Raw genomic sequence first — 24,484 nt, 5'->3', positions numbered from 1 at the left:
CTAGTCTTCTTTTGATATACTTAGATAAGAAGTGAGGAATGAATGATGTGGGAAAACCTTAAACATGAACAAAAAGAAAAATACAAGACGCTCATTACCAACTTTGCTAGTCTGAGTGAGGCATTTTCTCAAAAGGCAGAAGCCGAAGATTCTAATGATCGAGAAAACTACGTTGCTCCGATTATCAATTCAAAATTCCAAGAGACTGTTTTTCAGAAGGCTTTTCATGCGGTTGGGGAGGATATTGCCAATACCTCCTATGATGTTTCGCTGGTCGTTGACGAGCAACATAAGTATTTGGTTGGGATTAAATCCTTTGGTTTGGACTCAGGGGATCAAAAGATTGCTCAGTTCAAGAAAGATTCACAGTCTTGGAATGAGTTATTGGGCGAAATTCGATTTCATGCTGATATTTCACCGGACAAGGAAACAGCTGATAAAGAAAATGATGCCCGCTATGAAAAACTGGCCCGTGAGATTGCGACCTTACGAAATCAACGGATTGAATCTTCCAAAGCACTCATAAAGGGGTTTCATTCTGATTCTAGTCATGTAGAAGCCGTCTATCATGTCTTGATGCCGACCTCGAAAGGTCACAAACCTCAGATCCATGTGGGAGAGACGACTTATTTGCCCGTTGATCTAGACCATCTTAAGATTTTAGGCTCGACAACCAAGAACAATCCAACAAATTTCCGTTTCACAGATGGTCATCATGACTACAAATATACGGCTGCAGATAGTCAGCTCCATATGACCTTTAGGAATAAGGAGATTGTGGTTGATACTTGGGATGTGAATTATGTTGAAGATCCCTTTTATCTCTTTGAACACCTTCACTTATTGACCTCAGAAAAAAGTGATTCGGATATTCTTGAGACGGTTTCTTGGGTGATCACAGACAAGCACGGAAATGTAGAAGAAAATTCAGGATTTAATGCCTTTAATGGTGGATCCAAGTTGGCCAAGAAGGATCGTTTGCCACGGATTTTAAAGATTCAGGACAAATTTAAAGACAGTCTCGCTCCAGAAGAACTAGCTTTTGTGACCTTTTCTTTAGAAGAAATCCTATTGAAAAAATGGTCTACCAAGGAAGAAAAAGCCCAGATGAAATCTATTCGCGATGACTTGATTCACTTTGTACACGAGACAGGGAATGAAAAACTAATCAAAGAAATTGAACAGCTGGTGTATCGTCCAGTCAGTGAAGTGTATATTCCTCTTCCAGATTCTAAACATTTTCATGAGGAGCGTCCAGACTTTTTTGGTAAAGATATTGGAAGGTTTGAGCCAGGTACAAGTAAACTTGTGCTCCCAAAAGAAGAACGGACCTTTAAGCTACGATTTTTATCATCAGGTGATGTGATTACTGCCTATATCAACCAAGAAGCTGGGAAGGCCATTCAATCAACTGATAAGCAAGAAATTCTTGGTAATTGGATTCTTCGTGGGGTCTTTCAGCTAAAAGATAGAGAGATCTTAACGGGTAAGAAACTTTCTCAGCTAGAAATCAATGGTATCCGTCTTTCCAAATTCAAAAACGGTGAAATTGGCATTGACTTCATCTGGATTGATGTGGACAATCCTCCTGCAGATGCGATTGGTTGGGTTGCGAAATAGAGAGTAACCGACTATTCATAGGACTACAAAAACACCACCTCCTAGTCTTAGGGGGTGGTGTTATGCTTTAGACCATTTTCCAGAAATAATCGATGATATAGGTCAGGCCGTAGGTGTAGATGACGAGGGTGATGGGTTTGCAGAGGATGATGATGGTCATGTAGCGTTTGAAGGTCATATTGGTCAGACCTGCCAGCATACAGATGAAGTCGGCGGGACTAACCGGCCAGATCATCATGAAGATAAAGAAGCGATCGAACCGCTTGCCTTCATTGAGCCAGCCAATGTACTTGTCGTAGGTTTTCTGACTGACCATGGATTGGACGAACTTAGGTCCGTACATTCTGGCTAGGTGGAAGATAATGGCACAGCCAATGACGATCCCGATGTAATTGTAAATGGTCCCGATAATATGACCATAGATGAAGACACCTGCTACAGATGTCAGGGCGCCGGGAATAATAGGGACCACTGTCTGAAGGATCTGAAGAAAGATAAAGAGAGGTGGTCCAAAAATACCTGCTTGCAAAATAAAGGCAGACAGAGTTTCCTTGGATTGAAGGATGCCAGCAAAGTAGGCCCAGATACAAAAGGCCAAGGTCCCAAGAGCTCCAATGATGGACGACCAATTAATGATGCGCTGGAGAAGAGGAGAGACCTCTTTTAAGCTTGTTTGTTTCATAAAAAATTCCGAGTTCTTTTTCTTCTACTATACCATGTTTTTGGAACTTTGTAAGGATTTTGTCTATTTTTTGAGTAGTGAAAGCGACCTGATCGGAGTCTGTCGCTGTTTTAGTCGTGAAGCGGGTGCAAAATGGGCCTTTTTATGCTACAATGAAAGGAGTATAAAAAATGGAGAAAAACGTGTCAATCGAAAATTACAAACCAGATTTTGCGGTGGAAGCAGCCTATGATCTCACCGTTGCAGACTTGAAAAAACAGGGTATCAAGGCGGTCCTTGTGGATTTGGATAATACCTTGATTGCTTGGAATAATCCGGATGGAACTCCTGAGATGCGCCAGTGGTTGCATGACCTTCGTGATGGAGGGATTCGGGTTATCGTGGTGTCTAATAATAGTCCCAAACGGGTCAAGCGCGCTGTTGAGAAATTTGATATTGACTATGAAGCCTGGTCGCTCAAGCCCTTTACTTTTGGGATTGATCGTGCGCTCAAACGTTTCCACTATGAGAAAAATGAAGTGGTCATGGTCGGGGATCAACTGATGACGGATATCCGTGCTGCCCATCGGGCGGGCATTCGTTCGATTTTGGTCAAGCCTTTGGTTGAGCATGACTCGATCAAGACCCAGATCAACCGGGCGCGTGAACGCCGTGTTATGAAGCAAATGGCCGAGAAATATGGTCCGATTGTATACAAAAAAGGAATTTAAGAATGGAAGAATTATTCTGTATCGGCTGTGGAGCCCCCATTCAGACAGAAAACAAAGAGGGGCTAGGCTATACTCCCCAATCAGCTCTTGAAAAAGGCTTGGAAACAGGAGAAGTCTATTGCCAACGCTGTTTCCGTCTGCGTCACTACAATGAAATCACAGATGTGCATCTGACAGATGATGATTTTCTAAAGCTCCTTCACGAGGTAGGAGATAGTGATGCACTGGTGGTCAATGTAGTCGATATTTTTGACTTTAATGGCTCCGTCATTCCTGGCCTACCACGCTTTGTAGCAGGAAATGATGTCCTTTTGGTCGGAAACAAAAAAGACATCTTGCCCAAGTCTGTCAAGGATAGCAAGGTGACCCATTGGTTGATGGAGCGGGCCCACGAAGAAGGCATGCGTCCTGTCGATGTGGTCCTCACCTCTGCTCAAAACAAGAGTGCTATCAAGGACTTAATGGAAAAGATTGAGCAGTACCGTAAGGGCCGTGATGTCTATGTGGTGGGTGTGACCAACGTTGGGAAATCGACCCTCATCAATGCGATTATCCAAGAAATCACTGGGGATAAGGATATCATCACGACTTCTCGCTTCCCAGGAACGACACTGGACAAGATCGAAATTCCATTGGACGATGGATCCTATATCTACGATACACCAGGGATTATCCATCGTCACCAGATGGCTCATTACTTGACAGCAAAAAATCTCAAGTATGTCAGCCCTAAAAAGGAAATCAAGCCTAAGACTTATCAGCTCAATCCAGAGCAAACCCTCTTCTTGGGTGGTCTGGGACGCTTTGACTTTATTAAGGGAGAAAAGCAAGGTTTCACCGCCTTCTTTGATAACGAACTCAAGCTTCACCGAACTAAGCTAGAAGGAGCGACTGCCTTTTATGACAAGCATGTCGGTGGCTTACTAACTCCTCCTAACAGCAAGGAAAAAGAAGAATTCCCACCCTTGGTTTCTCATGAGTTTACCATCAAGGACAAGACAGACCTGGTCATCTCAGGACTGGGCTGGATCCGCGTCAATGGAGAAGCTAAAGTAGCCGTATGGGCACCAGAAGGCGTCGCCGTCGTTACCCGCAAAGCTATTATTTAAAAAAACAGGAAAAAATATATCTGAAGAGCGAACAAAGTGAGCTCATAAAGAGATCGTTATTGCCGTGGTGTAGTTGCCAATCGATCGATTGGCAAGGGCAAAATGGAGACCAAGGCTCCATTTTGAGGTGAGGAAATCCATTTTTCAAAGATGAGATCTTTGAAAAATTAGTTCCGGCCGTCCCCACCACTTAAAATAACGATCAAAAAAGGAAGTAAAAATATGACATTAACATCTAAACAACGGGCTTTCCTCAACAGCCAAGCCCACAGCCTCAAACCCATTATCCAAATCGGGAAAAACGGGCTCAATGACCAAATCAAAACCAGTGTGCGCCAAGCGCTAGATGCGCGCGAACTGATCAAGGTGACTCTTCTTCAAAATACGGATGAGAACATCCATGAAGTAGCAGAAATCTTGGAAGAAGAAATCGGTGTGGAAACGGTCCAAAAGATTGGTCGGATTCTCATCTTGTTCAAACAATCAAGCAAAAAAGAAAATCGTAAAATTTCAGCGAAGGTAAAAGAAATTTAGGACATCGAGGAGAGCAAACCTATGGCAATTGAACTATTGACTCCCTTTACCAAGGTAGAGTTAGAGCCAGAGATCAAAGACAAGAAACGCAAACAAGTTGGTATTTTGGGTGGAAATTTCAATCCGGTCCACAATGCCCATTTGGTCGTTGCGGATCAAGTGCGCCAACAATTAGGGTTAGATAAGGTGCTCTTGATGCCTGAGTATGAGCCACCGCATGTCGATGCCAAGGGGACGATTGCAGAGCACCATCGCCTTAAGATGCTGGAATTAGCCATTGAAGGCATTGAAGGTCTGGAGATCGAGACGATCGAGCTCGAGCGTAAAGGGATTTCCTATACCTACGACACCATGCTCTTGCTCAATGAACGGGATCCAGACACAGATTATTACTTCATCATTGGTGCAGATATGGTGGATTATTTACCAAAATGGCACCGCATCGATGAATTGGTGGAGATTGTGCAATTTGTCGGGGTACAGCGACCACGCTATAAGGCAGGGACTTCTTATCCGGTGATCTGGGTGGATGTTCCTCTAATGGACATCTCCTCTAGTATGGTGCGTGATTTTGTAACCAAGGGTCGGACGCCGAATTTTATGTTGCCAAAACCAGTCTTGGACTACATCAAGAAAGAAGGATTGTATCAATGACCTATGAAAACTATCTAGGCTTTTCTCGTGAGGTCTTGCTTGAAAAAATGCGTCAAATCCTGCCAGAAAAGCGGCTAACTCACTGTTTAGGGGTTGAGAAGGCTGCGCGTGACTTGGCCAAACGCTATGGAGCAGATGAAGAGCAGGCTGGACTAGCAGGTTTGTTACATGACTACGCCAAGAAATTATCAGATCAGGAATTTCTGGACTTGATCGATCGCTATGAGCTGGATCCAGCATTAAAAAACTGGGGGAACAATGTCTGGCATGGGATGGTCGGGATTTACAAGATCCAAGAAGACCTCGGACTGACAGATCCAGCCATTCTTCGCAGTATTGAGATTCACACTGTGGGGAGTGGACAGATGTCGACCTTAGACAAGATTGTCTATGTGGCAGATTACATTGAGCACAACAGGTCCTTCCCAGGGGTAGATCAAGCACGTGACATCGCTCAAGTCTCTTTGGATCGTGCCGTGGCCTATGAGACGGCTCGCACAGTCGAACATCTGGCCCACCAAGGATTGCCCATTTATCCCCAAACCCTTGAAACCTATAACGCCTTTGTGAAGTATTTGAAAGAGGAGCAGTGAGTGAAGACAGCTTTTATCATTATTGATGTACAAAATATCTTAGTGGAGACAGGTTTTGAGACAGATAAGCTCTTAGAGAAGATTGCTTATTTGCAAGATCAGGCAAGAAAACAGCAGATTGAAATCATCTACATGCAGCATATTGAAACGCCAGAGGCTTTAACCTCGGAAGATTGGCAATTATCGCCCTTGTTGAAGAGGCAGGCAGATGAGAAGGTGTTTCAGAAGCGATACAATAGCATATTTAAAGAGACAGGATTAAAAGAATACTTGGATCAACAAGGGATTGAACAACTGGTCCTGTGTGGTATGCAGACAGAATATTGTGTCGATACATCCGTCAAAGTGGGATTTGAATATGGCTACAAGCTGGTCATTCCAGAAGGAGCTGTCACAACCTTTGATGGAGAGGATATTCCAGCAGAAACGCTTAATGAATTTTATGAAAATATTTGGGCAGAACGTTTTGCGGATGTCTTAGATTACAAATCAATTTTTTAAGGAAAGAGGATTACATGAAAGAAAAAGAACTACTTGAACTAGTTGTCAAAGCAGCAGATGAAAAGCGTGCAGAAGACATTGTAGCTTTGGATGTTCAAAGCTTAACCAGCGTGACAGACTACTTTGTCATCGCAAGCTCTATGAATAGCCGTCAATTGGAGGCTATCGCTGAAAATATTCGCGAGAAGGTCGTTGAAGCTGGTGGCAATGCCAGCCACGTCGAAGGTGATTCAGCTGGAGGTTGGGTCCTTCTTGACTTAGGTAGTGTGGTGGTCCATGTCTTCTCAGAAGAAATGCGTGCCCACTATAACCTAGAAAAGCTATGGCACGAAGCAAGTGCTGTCGATCTTTCAGCAGCCCTAGCATAAGCAGGTAAACTCAGTTGGTAGCAACTGAGTTTTGTTGGTTAAATTGAAAATTCTACGGAAAGAAAGGATGGAGCCTCGTGTTTAGTTGGTTTGATAATTGAACACGAGCTAAAAGCTGTGAGAAAAAGAGTAACTTCCTTTGTATCTGACGATAGGGCAGAAAGTTTCCTATTTTCTCTATGCTTTTAAGGCTCTTTGTATCTTAGAAAGGATTTGAACCCGTCCTGTACTCCTCGGAAAATAGATAGCTCTCCTTGGAGCTTAGCTCCATCGTCGTGCTCCTAATTTTCTAACGGATTACGGGCGGACTTGGTATCATGAATATGGCGACTTATGAAACGTTTGCGGCGGTCTACGATGCGGTCATGGATGATAGTCTGTATGACTTATGGACGGATTTTTCCCTCCGGCATCTTCCTAAAAGTAAGGACCGGAAAAAATTGCTAGAATTGGCTTGTGGGACAGGGATTCAGTCTGTTCGCTTTTCTCAAGCTGGGTTTGATGTGACAGGGTTAGACCTGAGTGCTGACATGCTGAAAATTGCTGAAAAAAGAGCTGCTTCAGCCAAGCAGAAGATTGATTTTATCGAGGGGAATATGTTGGATCTCTCGCAAGCAGGCACTTATGATTTCGTGACCTGCTACTCGGATTCTATCTGCTATATGCAGGACGAGGTGGAAGTAGGAGATGTCTTTAAAGAAGTGTATAATGCCCTCAATGAGGACGGAGTCTTTATCTTTGATGTCCATTCGACCTATCAAACGGATGAGATGTTCCCAGGCTACTCTTACCACGAGAATGCAGAAGACTTTGCCATGCTCTGGGATACCTATGAGGATGCAGCCCCTCACTCGATCGTCCATGAGCTGACCTTCTTTGTCCAAGAAGAGGATGGCAGCTTTAGTCGGCACGATGAAGTTCATGAGGAACGCACCTATGAAGTTTTAACCTATGACATCTTATTGGAGCAGGCTGGCTTTAAATCCTTTAAACTCTATGCAGACTTTGAAGACAAAGAGCCAACAAAGACCAGCAAACGTTGGTTTTTTGTAGCACAGAAGTAGGATAGCATGACAGTTACAGGAATTATTGCAGAATTTAATCCCTTTCACAATGGTCACAAGTACTTGCTGGAACAGGCAGAAGGGCTGAAGATTGTGGTCATGTCTGGGAATTTTGTTCAACGTGGCGAGCCTGCCATTGTAGACAAGTGGATTCGCGCGCAGATGGCGTTGGAAAATGGAGCAGATCTGGTGGTCGAGCTCCCCTTTCTCGTGGCTGTTCAGTCGGCTGATCATTTTGCCAAGGGAGCAGTAGAAATCTTGTCCCGTCTAGGAATCGACCAATTGACTTTTGGGACAGAAGAGGTCTTAGATTACCAAGCGATTGCGACTGTTTATTCGGAGAAAGAAGCGGAAATGGAAGCTTTCCTGCGAAGTCTTCCAGAAGATTTATCCTATCCACAAAAGACCCAAAAAATGTGGGAAACCTTTGCTGGAGTGGAGTTCACAGGAGATACTCCCAATCATATCCTGGGCTTGGCTTATGCCAAGGCCTGTGCTGGGAAGGGGATTGCGCTCAAGGCTATCCAACGGCAAGGTGCAGGCTACCATTCAGAAGAAAAAGAGGCGGCCTATGCTTCTGCGACTAGTCTACGCCTACACAAGGAAGATCAGGACTTTGTCGCTAAATTCATGCCCAATAGCCAACTCTTTCAGTCGGCTCCACAGGTATCTTGGGAGGATTATGACCAACTGCTCCGTTATCAAATCCTAACACATCCGGATCTGACACAGATTTTTCAAGTCAATGAAGAACTGGCCCATCGGATAAAGGATGCGATTCGAAGTGCTAACTCTGTGGAAGACCTAGTGGAGAAAGTCGCAACCAAGCGCTATACCAAGGCTCGTGTCCGCCGCATCTTGACCTACATCTTGGTAGGGGCGATGGATCAAGCTCTTCCCGACGCCATTCATGTCTTAGGATTTTCCGCAAAGGGGCAAGCCCACCTCAAAGGCTTGAAAAAATCAGTAGAAATTGTGACTCGAATTGGTAAGGAACCTTGGGACAGTTTGACCCAACAAGCGGATCAGGTGTATCAACTAGGGCATCCCCAATTGCCAGAACAGATCTGGGGGCGGGTGCCAGTGAGAGTGGAAGAATAAAATGTCTCACGGAAATCTCCTTTTCCCCAAAAATAAAGGTGTTTTTGTCACATAAGGTAAGAAGTTTATGATGCACGGAAACAATATTTATCTACTGTCTAAAAATTCCTTTTAGACAGTAGATTTTTTTACCAAATTTAGAAGCTTTTTTACGAATAATTAAGTGGAGAGGGAAAAACTTGTACAAGTTCCTGACAAGTTTTTCTTTTTCATGTATAATAAAAGAAAAGAGGTAGAATGAGGTATGGCAATGGAAGCAGTCGTTTATTCAACATTCCGCAATCATTTGAAGGATTATATGAAGAAGGTGAATGATGAGTTTGAGCCTTTGACGGTCGTGAATAAGAATCCAGACGAAGATATTGTGGTCATCTCTAAGAGCGAGTGGGACAGCCTACAAGAAACCCTGAGACTAGCTCAGAACAAGGAATTGTCAGATAAGGTCTTGCGGGGCATGGCAGAAGTCCGAGCTGGTCAGGTTCAACTCCATGAGATTGAGGGGTAACAGATGTTACTCAAGTTTACAGAAGATGCCTGGAAGGATTATTGTTACTGGCAAAGTCAGGACAAAAAAACACTGAAGCGAATCAATAGCCTTATCAAAGAGATCCAAAGGGACCCATTTGCTGGGATTGGTAAGCCTGAGCCCTTGAAATATGACTTTCAAGGAGCATGGTCAAGACGGATTGATGCAGAGAATCGCCTGATTTATATGCTAGATGAGTCAGGTGTCGCTTTCCTCTCTTTTAAAGATCATTATTAAGTCTTTAAAAGAGGAGCTTTTTGATAGTTAGGATAGCTATTTAAAATTCAGAACTCGAAGAAAATTCCTATAGAATCCCCTTGCTAAAAATAGAAAAATCTAGTCTAACTTCGATGATTTGTGATATAATGTTAAAGATTGAAAATAATTTGAAAAAATTTAAGGAGAATCCTCATGGGACGTAAATGGGCCAATATTGTTGCCAAGAAAACTGCCAAAGATGGTGCCAACTCAAAAGTGTATGCCAAATTTGGTGTGGAGATCTATGTAGCTGCTAAAAAGGGTGAACCAGATCCAGAACTAAATACTGCTTTGAGATTCGTTATTGACCGTGCGAAACAAGCGCAAGTGCCAAAACACGTGATTGATAAAGCGATTGATAAGGCAAAAGGAAACACTGACGAAACCTTTACAGAAGGACGTTACGAAGGATTTGGACCAAATGGTTCGATGTTGATCGTTGATACTTTGACTTCAAACGTTAACCGTACAGCTGCCAATGTCCGTGCTGCTTTTGGTAAAAACGGTGGGAACATGGGAGCTTCCGGTTCTGTATCTTACCTCTTTGACAACAAGGGAGTTATCGTCTTTGCTGGTGATGATGCCGATGCCATCTTTGAGCTTTTGCTTGAAGCAGATGTGGATGTAGATGATGTCGAAGCAGAAGAAGGAACGATCACAGTCTACACTGCTCCAACTGATCTTCACAAAGCAATCGTTGCTTTGCGTGAATCAGGTGTCGAAGAATTCCAAGTAACAGAATTGGAAATGATTCCTCAATCAGAAGTTGAGTTGTCAGGTGAAGATTTGGAAACATTTGAAAAACTTTACAGCGTTCTTGAAGACGACGAGGACGTACAAAAAATCTACACCAACGTAGATGGATTCTAATCACTCGTAAGGACTGTAGTGAATCCCATAAATCAAGAAAAAGGATAGCTTCTTAGATCAAGCTATCCTTTTTCTCTGTTTGATGAGGAACTATCTTTTGTAAGTGATGTCCTGTATAAGCGTAAATACGGGTCAGTGGTGATTGGGAGAGTGTGGAAACCTTAAAATAGAAATAATGGTCTCGATGATCCCGACTTTTAGTATGGTGAAGACGAAAGTAGTTTCGCTGGCCTGCTGCCATAGAGTGGAGAATATCGTCTTCTAAAAAGACGAGCGGCGTAGAAGTAGCGGCCCACTTGTAAAAGTCTGTCTCAAATTGGTGGTAATTCTCCGAAAAATAATCAAATTGTAATTCGTGTTTAGTTTGAATAGGTTTCATAGGCTGTTTCCTCAGATTCAATAAAAATGATAGAGTCTACGAGGAGACGGTGGTAGTGGCCATCGCTTTTGAGAAGAACCTCAGAAGCAGATAAGGTGTGAATCGAACCTGTGTAGGTAGCAAATTGATTCCCCTCTAGAGTTGTGATCGAAATCGTCGTTTGTTGTTGAAAGGCCTGCTCCAGGAGCTGGATCTGTTCAGCAAGTGGAAGAATCATGAGCTGACTGCGGTCAATTTCTTTTGTATGCAGGGCAGTTGTGTGTTCGGATAAAAAGAAGCCGGCCCATTTGGCCATGCCACGATCTTGAAATTCGCGAGCGGATTGATAAGGGAGATAAGAACGGTCAATCATGTTAATCCATCTAAGCCTCCTGCGGAATGTCCGCCTGTTAGTTTACTGCGTGCAATGGCGCGTGAGTTTTCTAGTAATGAGGAGCCTTTCTGAAGAGAGGTAAAGCCAAATTGATCCCGAATGCGGTCAATGGTCTGCTGGAGTTTCTCCTCTTTTTCCAAGGCTACTGGGTCATCGAAGAGAGAAAGGAGTTGAAGAGACTCCTCGACAAGTTCTCCATAAAAAACACCAATCTGCCGAATGGCGCCTCCTTCGTACTTGGAGCGAAAGAGCCGCAGAACCGTATCGGATAAAACCTTGGTGGATTGGGTAGGCTCAATCTTTTGCTGGCAGTGAATGGACGGAAGCCCCTCGATTTTGGAGTAGGAGGCATGAATGGAGACCAGCTGGGTCTTCTTTTTTTTCCGTCGCAAGCGAATAGCCACCTGTTCAGCCATCTCCCGAAATACCAGTTCAATGTCGGTTTGTAGATGGTAGTCATAGGGCAAGATTTGAGAGTTGCCAATGCCTCGTGATTTCGGACGATAAGGCTTGTGGACATTGCTTTCATCAATGCCATGAGCATGGAACCACAGTTGAAGGCCCATGACTCCGAATTCTTTCTTTAAGAGATCTGGGTGAGCCTGGGCCAGTTCAGCAATCGACGTGATCCCGATCTTTTGCAATCGTTTTTCAGTACGACGTCCAATGCCCCAAAAATCAGTGAGCTGGGGCAGTTTCCAGACCTTACTTTCTACATCTTCATAAGACCAATTGGAGCGCATATTTCGGCAATGCTTAGCTTCATTGTCCAAGGCTAGCTTGGCAAGAAGGGGATTGGCATTGCTGAGGCCGATGGTAGAGTAGATTCCAGTTTCCTGCCAGATCCGTTTTTGGATTCTGGCAGAAAGGAGATCCAGTTTTTCCTTTCGAGAGAGGGAGGGATCTGGAATAAAATAATTTAAGGAAGAGGTCAGATCGATAAAGCCTTCGTCAATCGAGTAAGGGAAAATATCATCTGGTGCTGCAAATTCCTGAAAGATTTTTTGAATCTCCATATTGACCTGAATGTAAGCATTCATCCGTGGAGGCACAATCAGAGTCCTCTTGGCCCAGGATTCAATGTAGGAAACAAAGGTTGGATCCGTTGGCAATCCTTGCTTTTTGGCGACGTAGCCATTAAATTTTCTGGTTTTGAGGTCAAAAGGTAGGTCGTAGCTACGGCTGACATTCTTCTTGCCAAAGACTTGTTTGAAAACGGGAGAACTCGCTAAAATCAGGCCAGCAGAATTGTCGCTTCGACTCATGACGCAAAGAGAAGTCGTCAAGGGATTGAGCCCCAGACGGACACATTCACAACTGGCATAAAAACTTTTCATATCCACAAAAGCAATATCAGAATGAGGCTCACGTGAATAATCAAATAGCATATTTAAACCTCGAGTGGGAGAAAATGCCCGACCACAATGCCGACGATTTTGGGCTCGTCTTCATAGGGAGCAAATAAATCATCGTAGTCAGGGTTGATGGATTCTAAGCGCAAGCCTTCAGCCTCCCGATAGACTTTCTTGATATAGGTCTTTCCATTCCAGATGAGGGCGTAGACAGCCCCATCATAGTCAAAGCCAGTCTGCTTCATGAGGGCAACAGAGCCGTTGGGGTAGAGAGGTTCCATCGAATCACCTGATACCCAAGAAGCGAAATCGTGCTGGATCTCTTGGTCAAAATAGACAGTTTCATAGTCTGTTTCGTTGTCATAAAAGGTATGTCCCAAACCGGCTGCTAGTTCAATCGAAAGAACCTTATAAGCAGTCAAGGAAACAACTTTTTGCTGCTGTTCGAATAACTGGCTGGCCAACTGGTCGACTTTCTTTTGATGAGGTGGGGTTAATAAAGGGTAGGTGTAGAGTGCGGAGTCTTTGTTAATAAAGTAGTCCTCTTTAACGGAGAGGCGCTTGGCCAACCTCCTGAGATTTTTTTCGTGTGGCTCTGCTAAGCCATTCTCCCAACTGGAGTAAGTCTTGCGAGAAATCTTGAGATCCTCGTAGACATCAGCTTGGGTCAAGCCTTTTTCTAGGCGTCTTTCTTTTAGTTTTTTTGCATCAAACATGTCGCTTCTCCTATGTAACGTTTTAAAAGTTACATACAGTTTATCAAAAATGAATCCTTTTTGCAAGAGAAAAATTCAGTTGAAAACGAATGAAAAGACTTGATTTTGATTGAAAAAAGAGTATAATCATTTCTAAAATGTCTATAAATGAGGAACTATATGAAAAAAAGTTTTATCCACCAACAAAAAGAAATTTCGTTTGTTAAAACGACTTTCACACAATATTTAAAAGATAAATTGGACATCATTGAAGTCCAAGGGCCAATTTTGAGCAAGGTCGGAGACGGGATGCAGGATAACCTTTCTGGGATTGAACATCCGGTATCTGTAAAGGTCCTTCAAATTCCTGATGAGACTTATGAAGTCGTGCATTCACTCGCAAAATGGAAACGCCATACCTTGGCACGTTTTGGTTTTGGCGAAGGAGAAGGTCTCTTTGTCCATATGAAGGCTCTTCGTCCAGATGAAGATTCGCTAGACGCTATCCACTCTGTTTATGTAGACCAATGGGACTGGGAAAAAGTCATCCCAAATGGTCAACGCAATATCGCCTACCTCAAAGAAACGGTTGAAAAAATCTACAAGGCGATTCGTTTAACAGAACTAGCAGTAGAAGCGCGCTATGACATTGAGTCAGTTCTTCCAAAACAAATTACCTTCGTTCACACAGAAGAGTTGGTGGAACGCTATCCAGATTTAACTCCAAAAGAGCGTGAAAATGCCATTGCCAAAGAATTCGGAGCCGTTTTCTTGATCGGGATTGGTGGAGAGCTTGCAGATGGCAAACCACACGATGGCCGTGCACCTGACTACGATGACTGGACAACAGAGTCTGAAAATGGCTACAAGGGCTTGAATGGTGATATCCTAGTCTGGAATGACGTTCTAGGTTCAGCCTTTGAGTTGTCTTCAATGGGGATCCGTGTCGATGAAGATACGCTTCGCCGTCAAGTTGCGATTACAGGGGACGAGGATCGTCTCCAATTAGAGTGGCACAAGGCTTTGTTAAATGGTCTCTTCCCACTCACGATTGGTGGAGGGATCGGACAATCTCGTTTGGCTATGTTCTTACTTCGTAAGAAACATATCGGTGAAGTCCAAACCAGTGTCTGGCCTCAATCTGTCCGCGATGAATATGAAAATATCCTATAAGGAAGAAAGAGAGTGGGACAGAAATCGGTAATTCGTTAGAATTCGATTTCGTCGTCCTACCTCCGCACAGTTGAGTAGGGCTGTAAAAGCTGATGAAATCAGCGTAGTAGAGCCCACTCAACTACTGCGTCTTGCTCGACAATCCAAAAATAATTGAGAGGCTAGGACTTTTGTCCCAGCCTCTTTTAGTTGTCGCTTGACCATATCAAATCTCAATTTTCTGATTTTTTTTGGTATAATGGTCCCTATGAAAATAGTATCTGGAACCTATGGGGGACGTCCCCTCAAAACACTTGAAGGAAAAACAACCAGGCCGACTTCTGATAAGGTCAGAGGGGCCATGTTCAATATGATTGGTCCTTACTTTGATGGTGGGAGAGTGCTGGATCTCTATGCAGGAAGCGGTGGGCTCTCTATCGAAGCAGTTTCTCGAGGCATGTCAGAGGCCGTTCTAGTGGAAAGAGATCGTAGAGCGCAGGAGATTGTAGCAGCCAATATTGCTATGACCAAGGAAAAGGAACGGTTTCAACTGCTAAAAATGGAGGCCAAGCAGGCCTTAGGGCTTTTAACGGGCACCTTTGACTTGGTGTTCTTGGACCCTCCGTATGCCAAGGAAGAGATTGTTCGCGATATCGAAACCTTGTGCGAGCGCCATCTCTTGTCAGAGGACATCCTAATTGTGTGCGAAACTGATAAACACGTAGAACTTCCTGAGGAAATCGGACAAGTGGGAATCTGGAAAGAAAAAATCTATGGAATTAGTAAGGTAACAGTATATGTCAGATAGAAGTGGATTGTTTACAGGATCGTTTGATCCGATTACCATTGGGCATGTGCAATTGATCGAGCGAGCTAGTCGCTTGTTTGACCGTGTCTATGTCGGAATTTTTTATAATCCGGAAAAAGTCGGACTCTTTTCCATTGAGCAGCGCGTGCGCATGGTGAAAGGGGCCCTGGCTCATTTGGAAAATGTTGAAATTGTGACGTCAACTCAAGAGTTGGCTGTGACAGTGGCGCGCAATCTTGGGGTCATCACCTTGATCCGGGGCTTGCGCAATGCACAGGATCTGGTATACGAAGCCAATATGGATTATTTTAATCACCAGTTGGCGCCTGAATTGGAGACGGTTTATCTCTATGCCCAGCCTCCTTACCAGGCCATTAGTTCAACGCGTATTCGAGAGTTGCTGGCTTTTCAGCAGGATATCTCACCTTATGTACCAAAGAGTGTAATGGAGGAAATCAAAGATGACACAAGCGAATAAACCAAGCTTGACCCCTAAAAAGAAAAAGGGACGGTTGAAAGAATACCGATGGCCGATTGCAGGCGTTCTTTTCTTGCTCCTTTTGCTAGCTGCTTTTGTGATTCGCCTTCCCTATTATATTGAGATGCCAGGAACGGCCGAAGACATTCGATCGGTCATGACAGTGGATGGAAAAATGGATACCAAGTCAGGGTCTTATGAATTTGTAACCGTGGCAGTGAAAGAAGCGACTCCGGCTGATTTGATCTATGCTTGGGCGACACCTTTTACAGATATCTACTCTGCCAAGGATATGACAGGTGGTAGTTCGAGCCAAGAATTTACGCGGATTAACCAATTCTATATGGAAACCTCGCAAAATATGGCCATCTACCAAGGGTTAAAGACAGCTGGAAAAGAAACCCAGATGGACTTTCTAGGTGTTTATGTTATGCAAGTGGCAGATGACTCGACCTTTAAGGGAATCTTGAACATTGCGGATACCGTCACCGGTGTGAATGGCAAGACCTTTAAGAGTTCCAAAGAATTGATTGACTATGTCGGTTCTCAAAAAATTGGCGACCCCGTTTCAGTGACCTATATTGAGGATGGACAAACCAAGACCGCAGACGGAAAGATCATCAAATTATCCAACGGGAAAAACGGGATCGGGATTAGCCTGATCGACCGGACTGAAGCCAAAGGCGATGTTCCTGTCCAGTTTGCGACCCAAGGAATTGGTGGACCAAGTGCCGGTATGATGTTTAGCCTAGCCATCTACACCCAAGTGGCTGATCCAGATCTTCGTCAGGGACGCCATATTGCAGGGACAGGAACCATTAACCAAGATGGAACGGTTGGCGATATCGGTGGGATTGACAAGAAAGTCGTCGCAGCAGATAAAGAAGGAGCAGAAATTTTCTTTGCCCCTAATAACCCTGTTTCCAAAGAAGAAAAGAAAGCCAATCCCAAGGCTAAATCAAACTACGAAACCGCTAAAGATGCAGCAAAACAAATTCATTCGAAGATGAAAATTGTGCCCGTCAAAACCCTTCAAGACGCTATTGATTATTTGAAGAAGTAGTAGAGTAGTATGCTGGACAAGTGATGGAATGAGAGAGAATCAATTTCTCATTTTTATGAAGGATTATGGGTCAAGAAAGTAATGAGTTTATGAAATCATATAATATGTTGCTAATGAATGGGATTATTGGGATTTTAGGAGCGATCGTAATCAGCTATGCCTCTTTTCAACGGTGGGAGTGGACTTTCGTTCATGCTGTTCCTGAGCTGGTTGAAAAAGGTGATTGGGGATTGGTAATCAATACAATCAGTCTCTTGTATCTTGTTATCTCTATACTTGCAATGGCCAACTATAGTGAAAATCCAAAAGTAAATAAGAAAAGTCATAAAATTCTCTTCATTGCCTCTATAGTTGGTTTCGTTCCTTTTGTATCGTCTTTAACTAGTGTGCTAGCAATCATTTCAAGTTTGTTATATCTATTCGATTATCAACAGTTATCAAATGAAAAGGAGTAAGCTTTGAAAAAGGTATTTGGTGGTATGAAGCGACACTGCAAAATGGTATGTATCTTCCTAGCCAGTTTTGTAGCTGTAGTGCTAGCCTATCAATGGGGACATTCTTATTTAGAATCAAACAGTGCTAAATATAACGATGAGAATCCTGCAACACATTTGAATATTCAAGTTTTTGACGATCAAAAATTTGTTTTAGTTAGTCAAAAAAATAGTGAAGGTTATATTTACTTTGGTCAGGATTATGTAACAACATTTTCGGAACATTCTTTGTTTACTGGGGATTTAAAAACTCCTCCTTTAATTGGTGAAGAAGAATTTTTTAAAGTAATTAGCTATAGCCTGAATCATTTAGGACAAAAAAAAGAATTTGATATATATCGTTTATTAGGTAAAGATAATACATACCGTAGTTTTGGGAAAGTACCTGATAGCTATGGATATTATAATGGGAACGATTATCTCACCTTATATTTACAAAAAATTGATAAAGATAATTATTCTGATTTGAAAGACTCTAATAATAAGCGGATTCTTTTCACAGCAAAAGGAGAAATTTTTCAAGATGATGTTGAGTCAAAGATCAAGAAATTAGAAGAACAACCGTCGATCTATGATCTAAAAGTTGATTGGGGCAGAGGCGGGATAAATGATCAACTTGAAAAAAATTTATCTGAAAAACATCTAACGATGTTACTATACGGTATTTCTAGTGATATAAAAAATAAAAGACAAGTTGATGTCTCTGGTACAAATTTTGCACGCCTCTATCCGGATGTTGCAAAAAATATGAAATATATAGAAAAATTGTATTTCCGTCCTAAACAATACAATGAACGCGAATGGTTTGATAAAATTATTCATTGGTTTGCGCCGGAAGGTCAAGAAGTCATGGAACTGTATGCCACAGACGAAACAACTGGAGAAAAAACACAAATTCACTCGTATGACGAGTTTGTAACATGGATAAAGGCCCATCCGAAGAATTAATCACCTTCTAATCAAATTCAAGTTTTTGCTTATCAATCTCTCTATTTTTAGAGGGATTTTTTCTTTATACTGGTATCAGAAAGAAAGGGAGGTAGTGAAATGATTCAAACCAGTTTGTTTTCCATTTCAGTATTCTTAGCGGGAGTTCTATCCTTTTTCTCCCCATGTATTTTGCCACTGATGCCAGTCTATGTAGGGATTCTATTGGATTCTGAACGTGTGAAAACTGTTCGAATTTTTGGAAGAGAAATTTCTTGGTATGGCTTGGTGAAGACTCTTTGTTTTATCGCAGGTCTATCAACTGTTTTCCTGATTCTAGGATACGGTGCAGGGGCCCTTGGGCAGGTGCTTTATGCTCCATGGTTTCGCTATCTGCTAGGAGGGATTGTGATCCTATTAGGGATTCACCAAATGGAAGTGATCAATCTGAGACAACTCCAAAAACAAAAGACCATCCAACTCAAAAAGAATCGGGAGCGCAATGAATTCTTCAATGCTTTTCTGATAGGGGTCACCTTTAGTTTTGGTTGGACCCCTTGTGTCGGACCAGTTTTGAGTTCGGTTCTAGCCATTGCCGCTTCTGGAGGAAATGGTGCTTTGCAAGGCGCTCTCCTGATGCTGGTCTATACATTAGGCTTGGCGCTCCCCTTCTTAGTCTTGGCTCTAGCTTCTAGCTGGGTTCTACAACATTTTGCTAAACTCAAGCCCCACATGGGAACCTTGAAAAAAATTGGTGGTGCCCTCATCATCTTGATGGGTATCTTGCTGATGCTTGGAAATCTTAATAGCCTCGCATCCCTGTTTCACTAATCTTAAAGGATTAAAGGAGAAAAATCATGAAAAAAATTCTTACACTTACCATTGCTACGCTTAGCCTCGTTACTTTAGCAGCTTGTTCTGGTCAAAAATCGGATTCAGATATGAAAAAAATGGACAATAGTAGCATGATGAAGAAGGACGATATGAAGAAGGACGACATGAAGAAGGATAACATGAAGGATTCGTCCATGTCCGATGATAAAATGAAAAAAGAGGACAAGAAAGATTCATCTATGATGTCTGACAGCAGTTCGGAAATGAAGGACGATATGAAAAAAGATGAGATGAAATCTAGCGATTCTAGCATGAAGGAGGATACGAACAACTCATCGGAAATGAAATCAGACAAGGAATGAAAGAAGGGAGAGGTCATCTGAGGATGACTTTCTCCTTGTTTAAAGAGGTGATAATGATGAAAAAATTAGCTTTAGTAGCTACAGGATTCGTATGCGCTGGACTTTTGGGGGCTTGTTCGAGTCAAGGAATGGCTACTTCTAATAAGGGCATGAGCCAACAAACAGCCAAAGCTGGGGCTAGGCAACCATCTGACAAGAAAGTGAAGGATTTTAGCCTGCAAGGAGTGGATAGCAAGACCTACCGCTTATCCGATTACAAGGGAAAGAAAGTTTACCTCAAATTTTGGGCTTCCTGGTGCTCTATTTGCCTGTCAACGTTAGAGGATACCAATGAGTTGGCAAAAGAAGAGGAGGGTAAGGATTATGTGGTTTTATCCGTTGTAGCTCCAACCTTTAATGGCGAAAAATCAGCAGCAGATTTCAAAAACTGGTACCAGTCTTTGGATTACAAAGATTTCCCAGTCTTGCTAGATAGTAAAGGGGAACTGCTCAAAGAATATGGGATTCGTTCTTATCCATCGGCACTCTTTATCAATAGTGATGGGACTTTAGCAAAGAGCCAGATCGGCTATATGAATAAAGAGGATATCCTCAAGACCCTAGAGAACATGCAGTAAGGAGATAGACAATGGAAACAAAGTGGAAAGTGTTTGCTATCCTTCTCATTGGCTTATTATCTATTGGTTTCTTTTTCTATATTAAGGGAGCAAACGGAATGGATCAATCAGAAACAAGCACTAAGATGATTAAAAAAGCATCGATGAGTCAGACTCCAGTAGCCAAAAAGGAAACAAAGGAAACGGTTGATCCAAAGGATCAGCGTGAAATTTATTTGGCTGGTGGTTGCTTCTGGGGCGTAGAGGAATATTTCTCACGTGTTCCAGGTGTGATTGATGCCGTATCAGGCTATGCCAATGGAAAGGGAGAAACGACCAAGTATGAATTGGTCCCTCAAACAGGCCATGCTGAAACAGTTCATATCACTTACAATGTCAAGAAGGTGTCTCTGAAAGAATTGCTCCTGCATTATTTCCGGATTATCGACCCAACGTCGAAGAATCGTCAAGGAAATGATCAAGGGACTCAATACCGAACAGGTGTCTATTATGTCTCTCAAGAAGATCTTCCAACCATTAATCAAGTTTTTGAAGAAGAAGCAAAAAAATACGACAAACCGTTAGCAGTGGAAAAAGAACCACTGACCAATTTCATCAAGGCTGAGGACTACCACCAGGATTATCTAAAGAAACATCCGAATGGGTACTGCCATATCGATGTCAATCAGGCTTCTTATCCTGTTATTGATGCTAGTCGCTACTCTAAGCCAAGCGATGAGGAAATCAAAAAGAAGTTATCTCCTGAAGAGTATGCGGTGACACAAAAAAATGATACCGAACGGGCCTTCTCCAATCGTTACTGGGATCAGTTTGATGCCGGTATTTATGTAGATGTCGTGACTGGTGAGCCGCTCTTTTCCTCTAAGGATAAATTTGATTCTGGTTGTGGTTGGCCAAGTTTCAGTCGTCCTATTAGTCCTGATGTGGCCATCTATAAGGAGGATAAGAGTTTCAATATGACGCGGACAGAAGTTCGGAGCCGTGTGGGAAATTCTCATCTGGGCCATGTTTTTACCGATGGTCCCAAGGAAAAAGGCGGCCTTCGCTATTGCATCAATAGTTTGTCTATTACCTTCATTCCCAAAGCAGAAATGAAAGAAAAGGGCTACGGTTATTTATTGGACTATGTCTGAGACATTTGGAACCATAATTTGCTATAATAAGTATAGCAAAGACAAGTAGGTGAAAGACATGTATGCGATCATGATTGTGGAAGATGAAGAGCTTATCCGGCAGGGACTGACTTCCTTAGTGGATTATGAACAGTTTGGAATGACCGTCATCAACCAGGCAGAAAATGGCCGTGAGGCTTGGGAGAAGTTTCAAGAGCAACCAGCCGACATCCTTCTAACTGATATCAATATGCCACAAATGAACGGCTTGGATCTGGCCCATCTCGTCAAGGAGAAGTCTCCGTCTTGTCATATCATTTTTTTGACGGGTTATGATGACTTTGAGTTTGCGAGGAAAGCCATCAAGTTAGGTGCAGATGATTATTTGCTGAAGCCTTTTTCAAAAGATGATATTGAAGAGATGTTAGCAAAGGTGAAAGGAAAACTTGATCAAGAGCGTAAGAAAGCGCAAGTCGAAGATTTGGTCAGTCAGGGTTATTCGACAGACTTGGAAGAAGCCATTCATGCTCGTTTAGCAGACTCTCAGTTAACTCTAAAGGATCTGGCCTATCAACTTGGTTTCAGTGCCTCGTATCTAAGTGTATTGATCAAGAAAAAATTGGGACTCCCCTTCCAAGACTACCTCATTCAAGAGCGAATGAAGAAGGCTCAACTCTTGCTTCTCACGACAGATTTAAAAATTTATGAGATCGCCGATCAGGTTGGTTTTGAAGATATGAACTATTTTTCTCAACGCTTTAAGCAGGTTGTTGGGGTGACACCAAGGCAGTACAAAAAAGGAGAGCATGAATGAAACGATATCCCTTGCTGATTCAGCTGGTCCTCTACTTTTTTCTCTTCATTCTCCTACTTTTTGGTCTTATTGGTGGCCTCTATTATCAAACGAGTTCAGGGACGATCCGCCAGCAAACGGAGCGGACGACAAGAAATAGTATCGATCAAAGCAGTCAGTTTATCACCTCCTATCTAAAAAAATTAAAGCAGACCACAACGGTACTTAGCAAGGAACAGGCTGTTCGCCAATTTGCCCAAGACAAGAGTGCGAATCAAGAAACAGTTCAGCACTTGATGCGAACGATGATTGAAACAGATCCGGACTTGGTCTCTGCGGTCTTGGTGACCAAGGATGGACGTCTGGTAGCGACAGATTCCAAAATCAGCATGCAGACTTCCTCAGATATGATGAATGAAAGTTGGTATCAAGAGGCGATTAAGGAAAGAGCCATGCCAGTTTTGACGCCAGCTCGAAAGGAATCCTTGACCTCGGAAAAAGAAAAATGGGTGGTTTCTATTACCCAAGAAGTGGTCGATCAGGCTGGTCAAAATCTCGGAGTAGTACGCTTGGATATTGGCTACGATAGCCTTCAGGCTTACTTGGATCACCTGCAACTAGGGAAGCAAGGCTTTAGTTTTATCATTAATCAAAAGCATGAGTTTGTCTATCATCCTAAAAAAGCGGTCTATTCCTCCAGCCAAGAAATGCAAGCCATGCAGCCCTATATTGCTGTGACAGATGGCTATACAAAAGGAGGACAGAATTTTATCTATCAGGTTCCGATTCCAGATAGCGATTGGACCTTGATTGGAGTGGCTTCACTTGAAGGACTTCAGATGCTGCAGTCGCAACTCCTGTACTCTTTCATTGGTCTAGGATTACTAGCTTTGATCATGTGTTTGATAGGGATCGGCTTTGTTCTGCGTTTGTGGATCAAACCCTTACAAGACCTTCAGACTATCATTTTGAGGATTGGAGCAGGAGATGCTCACGTGAGGGCTGCAGCCAAAGGATCTCCAGAATTGGTGGCCCTCGCTCAAGCGTTTAATGCCATGTTGGACCAAATCGATAACCTCATGCAACAGGTCAAGGAAGAGGAACAGAACGCACGGCGGTACGAGTTGCGGGCACTTTCTGCTCAGATAAATCCGCATTTCCTCTACAATACCTTGGATACGATTGTCTGGATGGCGGAGTTTAATGATAGTCGGCGCGTGGTCGACATCACCAAGTCTCTGGCTCAATATTTTCGACTAGCTCTCAACCAAGGCCAGGAACAAATCCTACTGAGAGATGAAATTGACCATGTCCGCCAGTATCTTTTCATTCAAAAACAACGTTATGGTGAAAAGCTCAACTATGAAATTCTAGAAGATGAAAGGTTGGGCGACTATCAGCTTCCGAAATTAGTGCTTCAACCCTTAGTGGAAAATGCGATTTACCATGGCATTAAAGAGATCGATCGGCCAGGTCTCATTCGAGTGACGACTGAAGTCAGTGGAGACTCCGCCTGCGTATCGATTTTTGACAATGGACGAGGGTTTGATTTATCAGAATCAACAGCCCAAACCCTTCTTCGTTTAGGAGGTGTTGGCTTGAAAAATGTGGACCAACGATTGCATCTTCAATTTGGCGAAGCCTATCATATGGAGATTGATTCTAAGGCCAATAGCTATACGAAAATCACTCTTTTTTTGCCCCTTTCATCATCTGATGAACATGTATAGAGACAAAGATTGCCATCTTTGTCTCTTTTTCCTTTTGGAAACTTTCAATGTTGAATTTCAACTCTTTTCTAGTCAAATCTGACGCAAGTCATCAAATTTATGATAAAATAAAGTGTTACAGTAAATAGATTTTGATGAAGGAACACTATGCGAAAAGAGATTGACCCTGAATTATATAATTACAATAAATTTCCTGGACCTGTGTTTCGTCAGGTAGGAGACCAGATCCTTTCAGAAAACCTCTCCTTTGAGCTCTTGAAAAATGAGAAGGAAGCTTTTGATGCGACTGTTTTTGGTCAGCGATTTTCTGAGATTTTAACCAAGTTTGATTACATTGTTGGTGATTGGAGCAATGAGCAGTTGCGCTTGCGTGGCTTCTATAAGGAAGAGCGCGATGTTGCAACGATGGATAAATTAAGTCGCTTAGACGATTATTTGTTAGAATATTGTAGCTATGGTTGTGCTTATTTTGTCCTTGAAAATAAGGAGCCCCATCGTGCTTCTTTTGATAAGAAATCACCGGTCAAAAAAGCTCAATCAGAAGAAAGAGAGCCGAAGAAGCGTTCGCGCAATCGCAAACAAAAAGATCGTTTCCAAAAACGAGAACGCGACAAGGGACAACCAGCCAAAAACTCGAAAAAAACAAGATCGTCTGCTGAGACTAAAAAGACAACTAAGACAGACAACAAACGTCATTTTGTGATTCGACAAAAAGAGGAGTAAGA

The 24,484-nt window shown here is 42.8% G+C and carries 31 protein-coding genes; 26 read left to right on the top strand and 5 right to left on the bottom strand.

Translation table 11 applies throughout. From position 1 onward, the window contains the following. Positions 1–45: 45 nt before the first annotated feature. Positions 46–1,620 carry a hypothetical protein gene (locus SM123_RS08085; protein ID WP_315378428.1) on the top strand — a complete coding sequence of 525 codons (1,575 nt, stop codon included), beginning with the start codon at positions 46–48 and terminating at the stop codon, positions 1,618–1,620. A gap of 67 nt (positions 1,621–1,687) precedes the next feature. On the opposite strand, the gene SM123_RS08080 is transcribed toward SM123_RS08085, so the two are convergent. Further along, positions 1,688–2,302 carry a TVP38/TMEM64 family protein gene (locus SM123_RS08080; RefSeq protein ID WP_009732361.1) on the bottom strand — a complete coding sequence of 205 codons (615 nt, stop codon included), beginning with the start codon at positions 2,300–2,302 and terminating at the stop codon, positions 1,688–1,690. A 182-nt stretch (positions 2,303–2,484) separates the two neighbouring features. Here SM123_RS08080 and SM123_RS08075 point away from each other — a divergent pair, with 182 nt between their 5' ends. The 12 genes from SM123_RS08075 to SM123_RS08020 all read left to right on the top strand — a co-directional run bounded on the left by SM123_RS08075 (position 2,485) and on the right by SM123_RS08020 (position 10,590). Further along, positions 2,485–3,012: a YqeG family HAD IIIA-type phosphatase gene (locus SM123_RS08075; RefSeq protein ID WP_045759146.1), complete on the top strand. Its 528-nt coding sequence runs from the start codon at positions 2,485–2,487 to the stop codon at positions 3,010–3,012. A 2-nt stretch (positions 3,013–3,014) separates the two neighbouring features. Continuing rightward, positions 3,015–4,121 (top strand): ribosome biogenesis GTPase YqeH, encoded by a 1,107-nt coding sequence (yqeH, locus tag SM123_RS08070; RefSeq protein ID WP_049472983.1) that lies wholly within the window; start codon positions 3,015–3,017, stop codon positions 4,119–4,121. Between the two features lie 222 nt (positions 4,122–4,343). Continuing rightward, complete coding sequence (gene yhbY / locus SM123_RS08065; protein ID WP_003005853.1) at positions 4,344–4,655, top strand: ribosome assembly RNA-binding protein YhbY; 312 nt, start codon at positions 4,344–4,346, stop codon at positions 4,653–4,655. 21 nt (positions 4,656–4,676) lie between these two features. Continuing rightward, on the top strand, positions 4,677–5,309 hold the full coding sequence (locus SM123_RS08060) for a nicotinate-nucleotide adenylyltransferase (RefSeq protein WP_320909402.1): 633 nt from the start codon (positions 4,677–4,679) through the stop codon (positions 5,307–5,309). Beyond that, entirely contained in the window at positions 5,306–5,902 is a 597-nt protein-coding gene (gene yqeK, locus SM123_RS08055; protein ID WP_302693040.1) for a bis(5'-nucleosyl)-tetraphosphatase (symmetrical) YqeK, read from the top strand. Before SM123_RS08060 ends, yqeK begins: the two co-directional genes overlap by 4 nt. Beyond that, positions 5,903–6,403, top strand: a complete 501-nt coding sequence (locus SM123_RS08050) for a cysteine hydrolase family protein (protein ID WP_320909401.1) — start codon at positions 5,903–5,905, stop codon at positions 6,401–6,403. It begins immediately after the preceding gene. Positions 6,404–6,417: 14 nt separating this feature from the next. Continuing rightward, positions 6,418–6,771 (top strand): ribosome silencing factor, encoded by a 354-nt coding sequence (gene rsfS, locus SM123_RS08045; protein WP_003005865.1) that lies wholly within the window; start codon positions 6,418–6,420, stop codon positions 6,769–6,771. 323 nt (positions 6,772–7,094) lie between these two features. Further along, on the top strand, positions 7,095–7,835 hold the full coding sequence (locus SM123_RS08040) for a class I SAM-dependent DNA methyltransferase (protein WP_320910006.1): 741 nt from the start codon (positions 7,095–7,097) through the stop codon (positions 7,833–7,835). 6 nt (positions 7,836–7,841) lie between these two features. After that, entirely contained in the window at positions 7,842–8,936 is a 1,095-nt protein-coding gene (locus SM123_RS08035) for a nucleotidyltransferase (RefSeq protein ID WP_320909400.1), read from the top strand. A 250-nt stretch (positions 8,937–9,186) separates the two neighbouring features. Further along, the gene (locus SM123_RS08030; RefSeq protein WP_003014291.1) at positions 9,187–9,441 is read left to right on the top strand and encodes a type II toxin-antitoxin system Phd/YefM family antitoxin; all 255 of its coding nucleotides are present in this window, start codon (positions 9,187–9,189) and stop codon (positions 9,439–9,441) included. A gap of 3 nt (positions 9,442–9,444) precedes the next feature. After that, positions 9,445–9,699: a Txe/YoeB family addiction module toxin gene (locus SM123_RS08025; protein WP_006595728.1), complete on the top strand. Its 255-nt coding sequence runs from the start codon at positions 9,445–9,447 to the stop codon at positions 9,697–9,699. A 174-nt stretch (positions 9,700–9,873) separates the two neighbouring features. After that, positions 9,874–10,590, top strand: coding sequence for a YebC/PmpR family DNA-binding transcriptional regulator (locus SM123_RS08020; protein ID WP_003005873.1), 717 nt, complete (start codon positions 9,874–9,876; stop codon positions 10,588–10,590). 52 nt (positions 10,591–10,642) lie between these two features. Here the strand turns inward: SM123_RS08020 and SM123_RS08015 are convergent, their stop codons facing one another. From SM123_RS08015 to SM123_RS08000, 4 genes are read right to left on the bottom strand one after another with little or no spacing between them, the layout of a single operon-like run. Further along, positions 10,643–10,969, bottom strand: a complete 327-nt coding sequence (locus tag SM123_RS08015) for a DUF5960 family protein (RefSeq protein ID WP_070594369.1) — start codon at positions 10,967–10,969, stop codon at positions 10,643–10,645. Further along, the gene (locus SM123_RS08010) at positions 10,950–11,321 is read right to left on the bottom strand and encodes a hypothetical protein (protein WP_070594370.1); all 372 of its coding nucleotides are present in this window, start codon (positions 11,319–11,321) and stop codon (positions 10,950–10,952) included. Before SM123_RS08010 ends, SM123_RS08015 begins: the two co-directional genes overlap by 20 nt. Further along, the gene (locus SM123_RS08005) at positions 11,318–12,730 is read right to left on the bottom strand and encodes a Y-family DNA polymerase (protein WP_320909399.1); all 1,413 of its coding nucleotides are present in this window, start codon (positions 12,728–12,730) and stop codon (positions 11,318–11,320) included. Before SM123_RS08005 ends, SM123_RS08010 begins: the two co-directional genes overlap by 4 nt. A gap of 2 nt (positions 12,731–12,732) precedes the next feature. After that, positions 12,733–13,410: a helix-turn-helix domain-containing protein gene (locus tag SM123_RS08000; protein ID WP_003011690.1), complete on the bottom strand. Its 678-nt coding sequence runs from the start codon at positions 13,408–13,410 to the stop codon at positions 12,733–12,735. Positions 13,411–13,569: 159 nt separating this feature from the next. Between SM123_RS08000 and asnA the strand changes: the two genes are divergently transcribed. From asnA to SM123_RS07935, 13 genes are all read left to right on the top strand, one after another. After that, on the top strand, positions 13,570–14,562 hold the full coding sequence (gene asnA / locus SM123_RS07995; protein ID WP_003005888.1) for an aspartate--ammonia ligase: 993 nt from the start codon (positions 13,570–13,572) through the stop codon (positions 14,560–14,562). Positions 14,563–14,809: 247 nt separating this feature from the next. Continuing rightward, on the top strand, positions 14,810–15,349 hold the full coding sequence (rsmD, locus tag SM123_RS07990; RefSeq protein ID WP_041818095.1) for a 16S rRNA (guanine(966)-N(2))-methyltransferase RsmD: 540 nt from the start codon (positions 14,810–14,812) through the stop codon (positions 15,347–15,349). Then, positions 15,339–15,827 (top strand): pantetheine-phosphate adenylyltransferase, encoded by a 489-nt coding sequence (coaD, locus tag SM123_RS07985; RefSeq protein ID WP_003011880.1) that lies wholly within the window; start codon positions 15,339–15,341, stop codon positions 15,825–15,827. The genes rsmD and coaD overlap by 11 nt, the downstream gene beginning before the upstream one ends. Beyond that, entirely contained in the window at positions 15,811–16,890 is a 1,080-nt protein-coding gene (locus SM123_RS07980) for a SepM family pheromone-processing serine protease (RefSeq protein ID WP_320909398.1), read from the top strand. Before coaD ends, SM123_RS07980 begins: the two co-directional genes overlap by 17 nt. A gap of 65 nt (positions 16,891–16,955) precedes the next feature. Continuing rightward, the gene (locus SM123_RS07975) at positions 16,956–17,345 is read left to right on the top strand and encodes an insulin activator factor (RefSeq protein ID WP_320909397.1); all 390 of its coding nucleotides are present in this window, start codon (positions 16,956–16,958) and stop codon (positions 17,343–17,345) included. A 3-nt stretch (positions 17,346–17,348) separates the two neighbouring features. Further along, positions 17,349–18,332 (top strand): hypothetical protein, encoded by a 984-nt coding sequence (locus SM123_RS07970; protein WP_320909396.1) that lies wholly within the window; start codon positions 17,349–17,351, stop codon positions 18,330–18,332. Positions 18,333–18,431: 99 nt separating this feature from the next. After that, positions 18,432–19,142, top strand: a complete 711-nt coding sequence (gene ccdA2, locus SM123_RS07965; RefSeq protein ID WP_320909395.1) for a thiol-disulfide oxidoreductase-associated membrane protein CcdA2 — start codon at positions 18,432–18,434, stop codon at positions 19,140–19,142. A gap of 26 nt (positions 19,143–19,168) precedes the next feature. Next, positions 19,169–19,507, top strand: coding sequence for a hypothetical protein (locus SM123_RS07960; protein ID WP_320909394.1), 339 nt, complete (start codon positions 19,169–19,171; stop codon positions 19,505–19,507). A gap of 56 nt (positions 19,508–19,563) precedes the next feature. Next, entirely contained in the window at positions 19,564–20,124 is a 561-nt protein-coding gene (locus SM123_RS07955) for a redoxin family protein (RefSeq protein ID WP_320910005.1), read from the top strand. Positions 20,125–20,135: 11 nt separating this feature from the next. Further along, positions 20,136–21,257 carry a peptide-methionine (R)-S-oxide reductase MsrB gene (msrB, locus tag SM123_RS07950; RefSeq protein ID WP_320909393.1) on the top strand — a complete coding sequence of 374 codons (1,122 nt, stop codon included), beginning with the start codon at positions 20,136–20,138 and terminating at the stop codon, positions 21,255–21,257. A gap of 58 nt (positions 21,258–21,315) precedes the next feature. After that, the gene (locus SM123_RS07945; protein ID WP_320910004.1) at positions 21,316–22,050 is read left to right on the top strand and encodes a response regulator transcription factor; all 735 of its coding nucleotides are present in this window, start codon (positions 21,316–21,318) and stop codon (positions 22,048–22,050) included. Continuing rightward, entirely contained in the window at positions 22,047–23,759 is a 1,713-nt protein-coding gene (locus SM123_RS07940; protein WP_320909392.1) for a cache domain-containing sensor histidine kinase, read from the top strand. Before SM123_RS07945 ends, SM123_RS07940 begins: the two co-directional genes overlap by 4 nt. Before the next feature lie 147 nt (positions 23,760–23,906). Then, a complete protein-coding gene (locus SM123_RS07935) occupies positions 23,907–24,482 on the top strand; it encodes a YutD family protein (protein WP_049507012.1) in 576 nt (191 codons plus the stop codon). Positions 24,483–24,484: the final 2 nt, after the last annotated feature.

Origin of the sequence: Streptococcus sp. S5 (assembly GCF_034134805.1) — a bacterium.
GTDB lineage: Bacteria > Bacillota > Bacilli > Lactobacillales > Streptococcaceae > Streptococcus > Streptococcus lingualis.
Note: the sequence above shows the minus strand (reverse complement) of the source record. Positions and strands in the feature narration are given on the sequence as shown.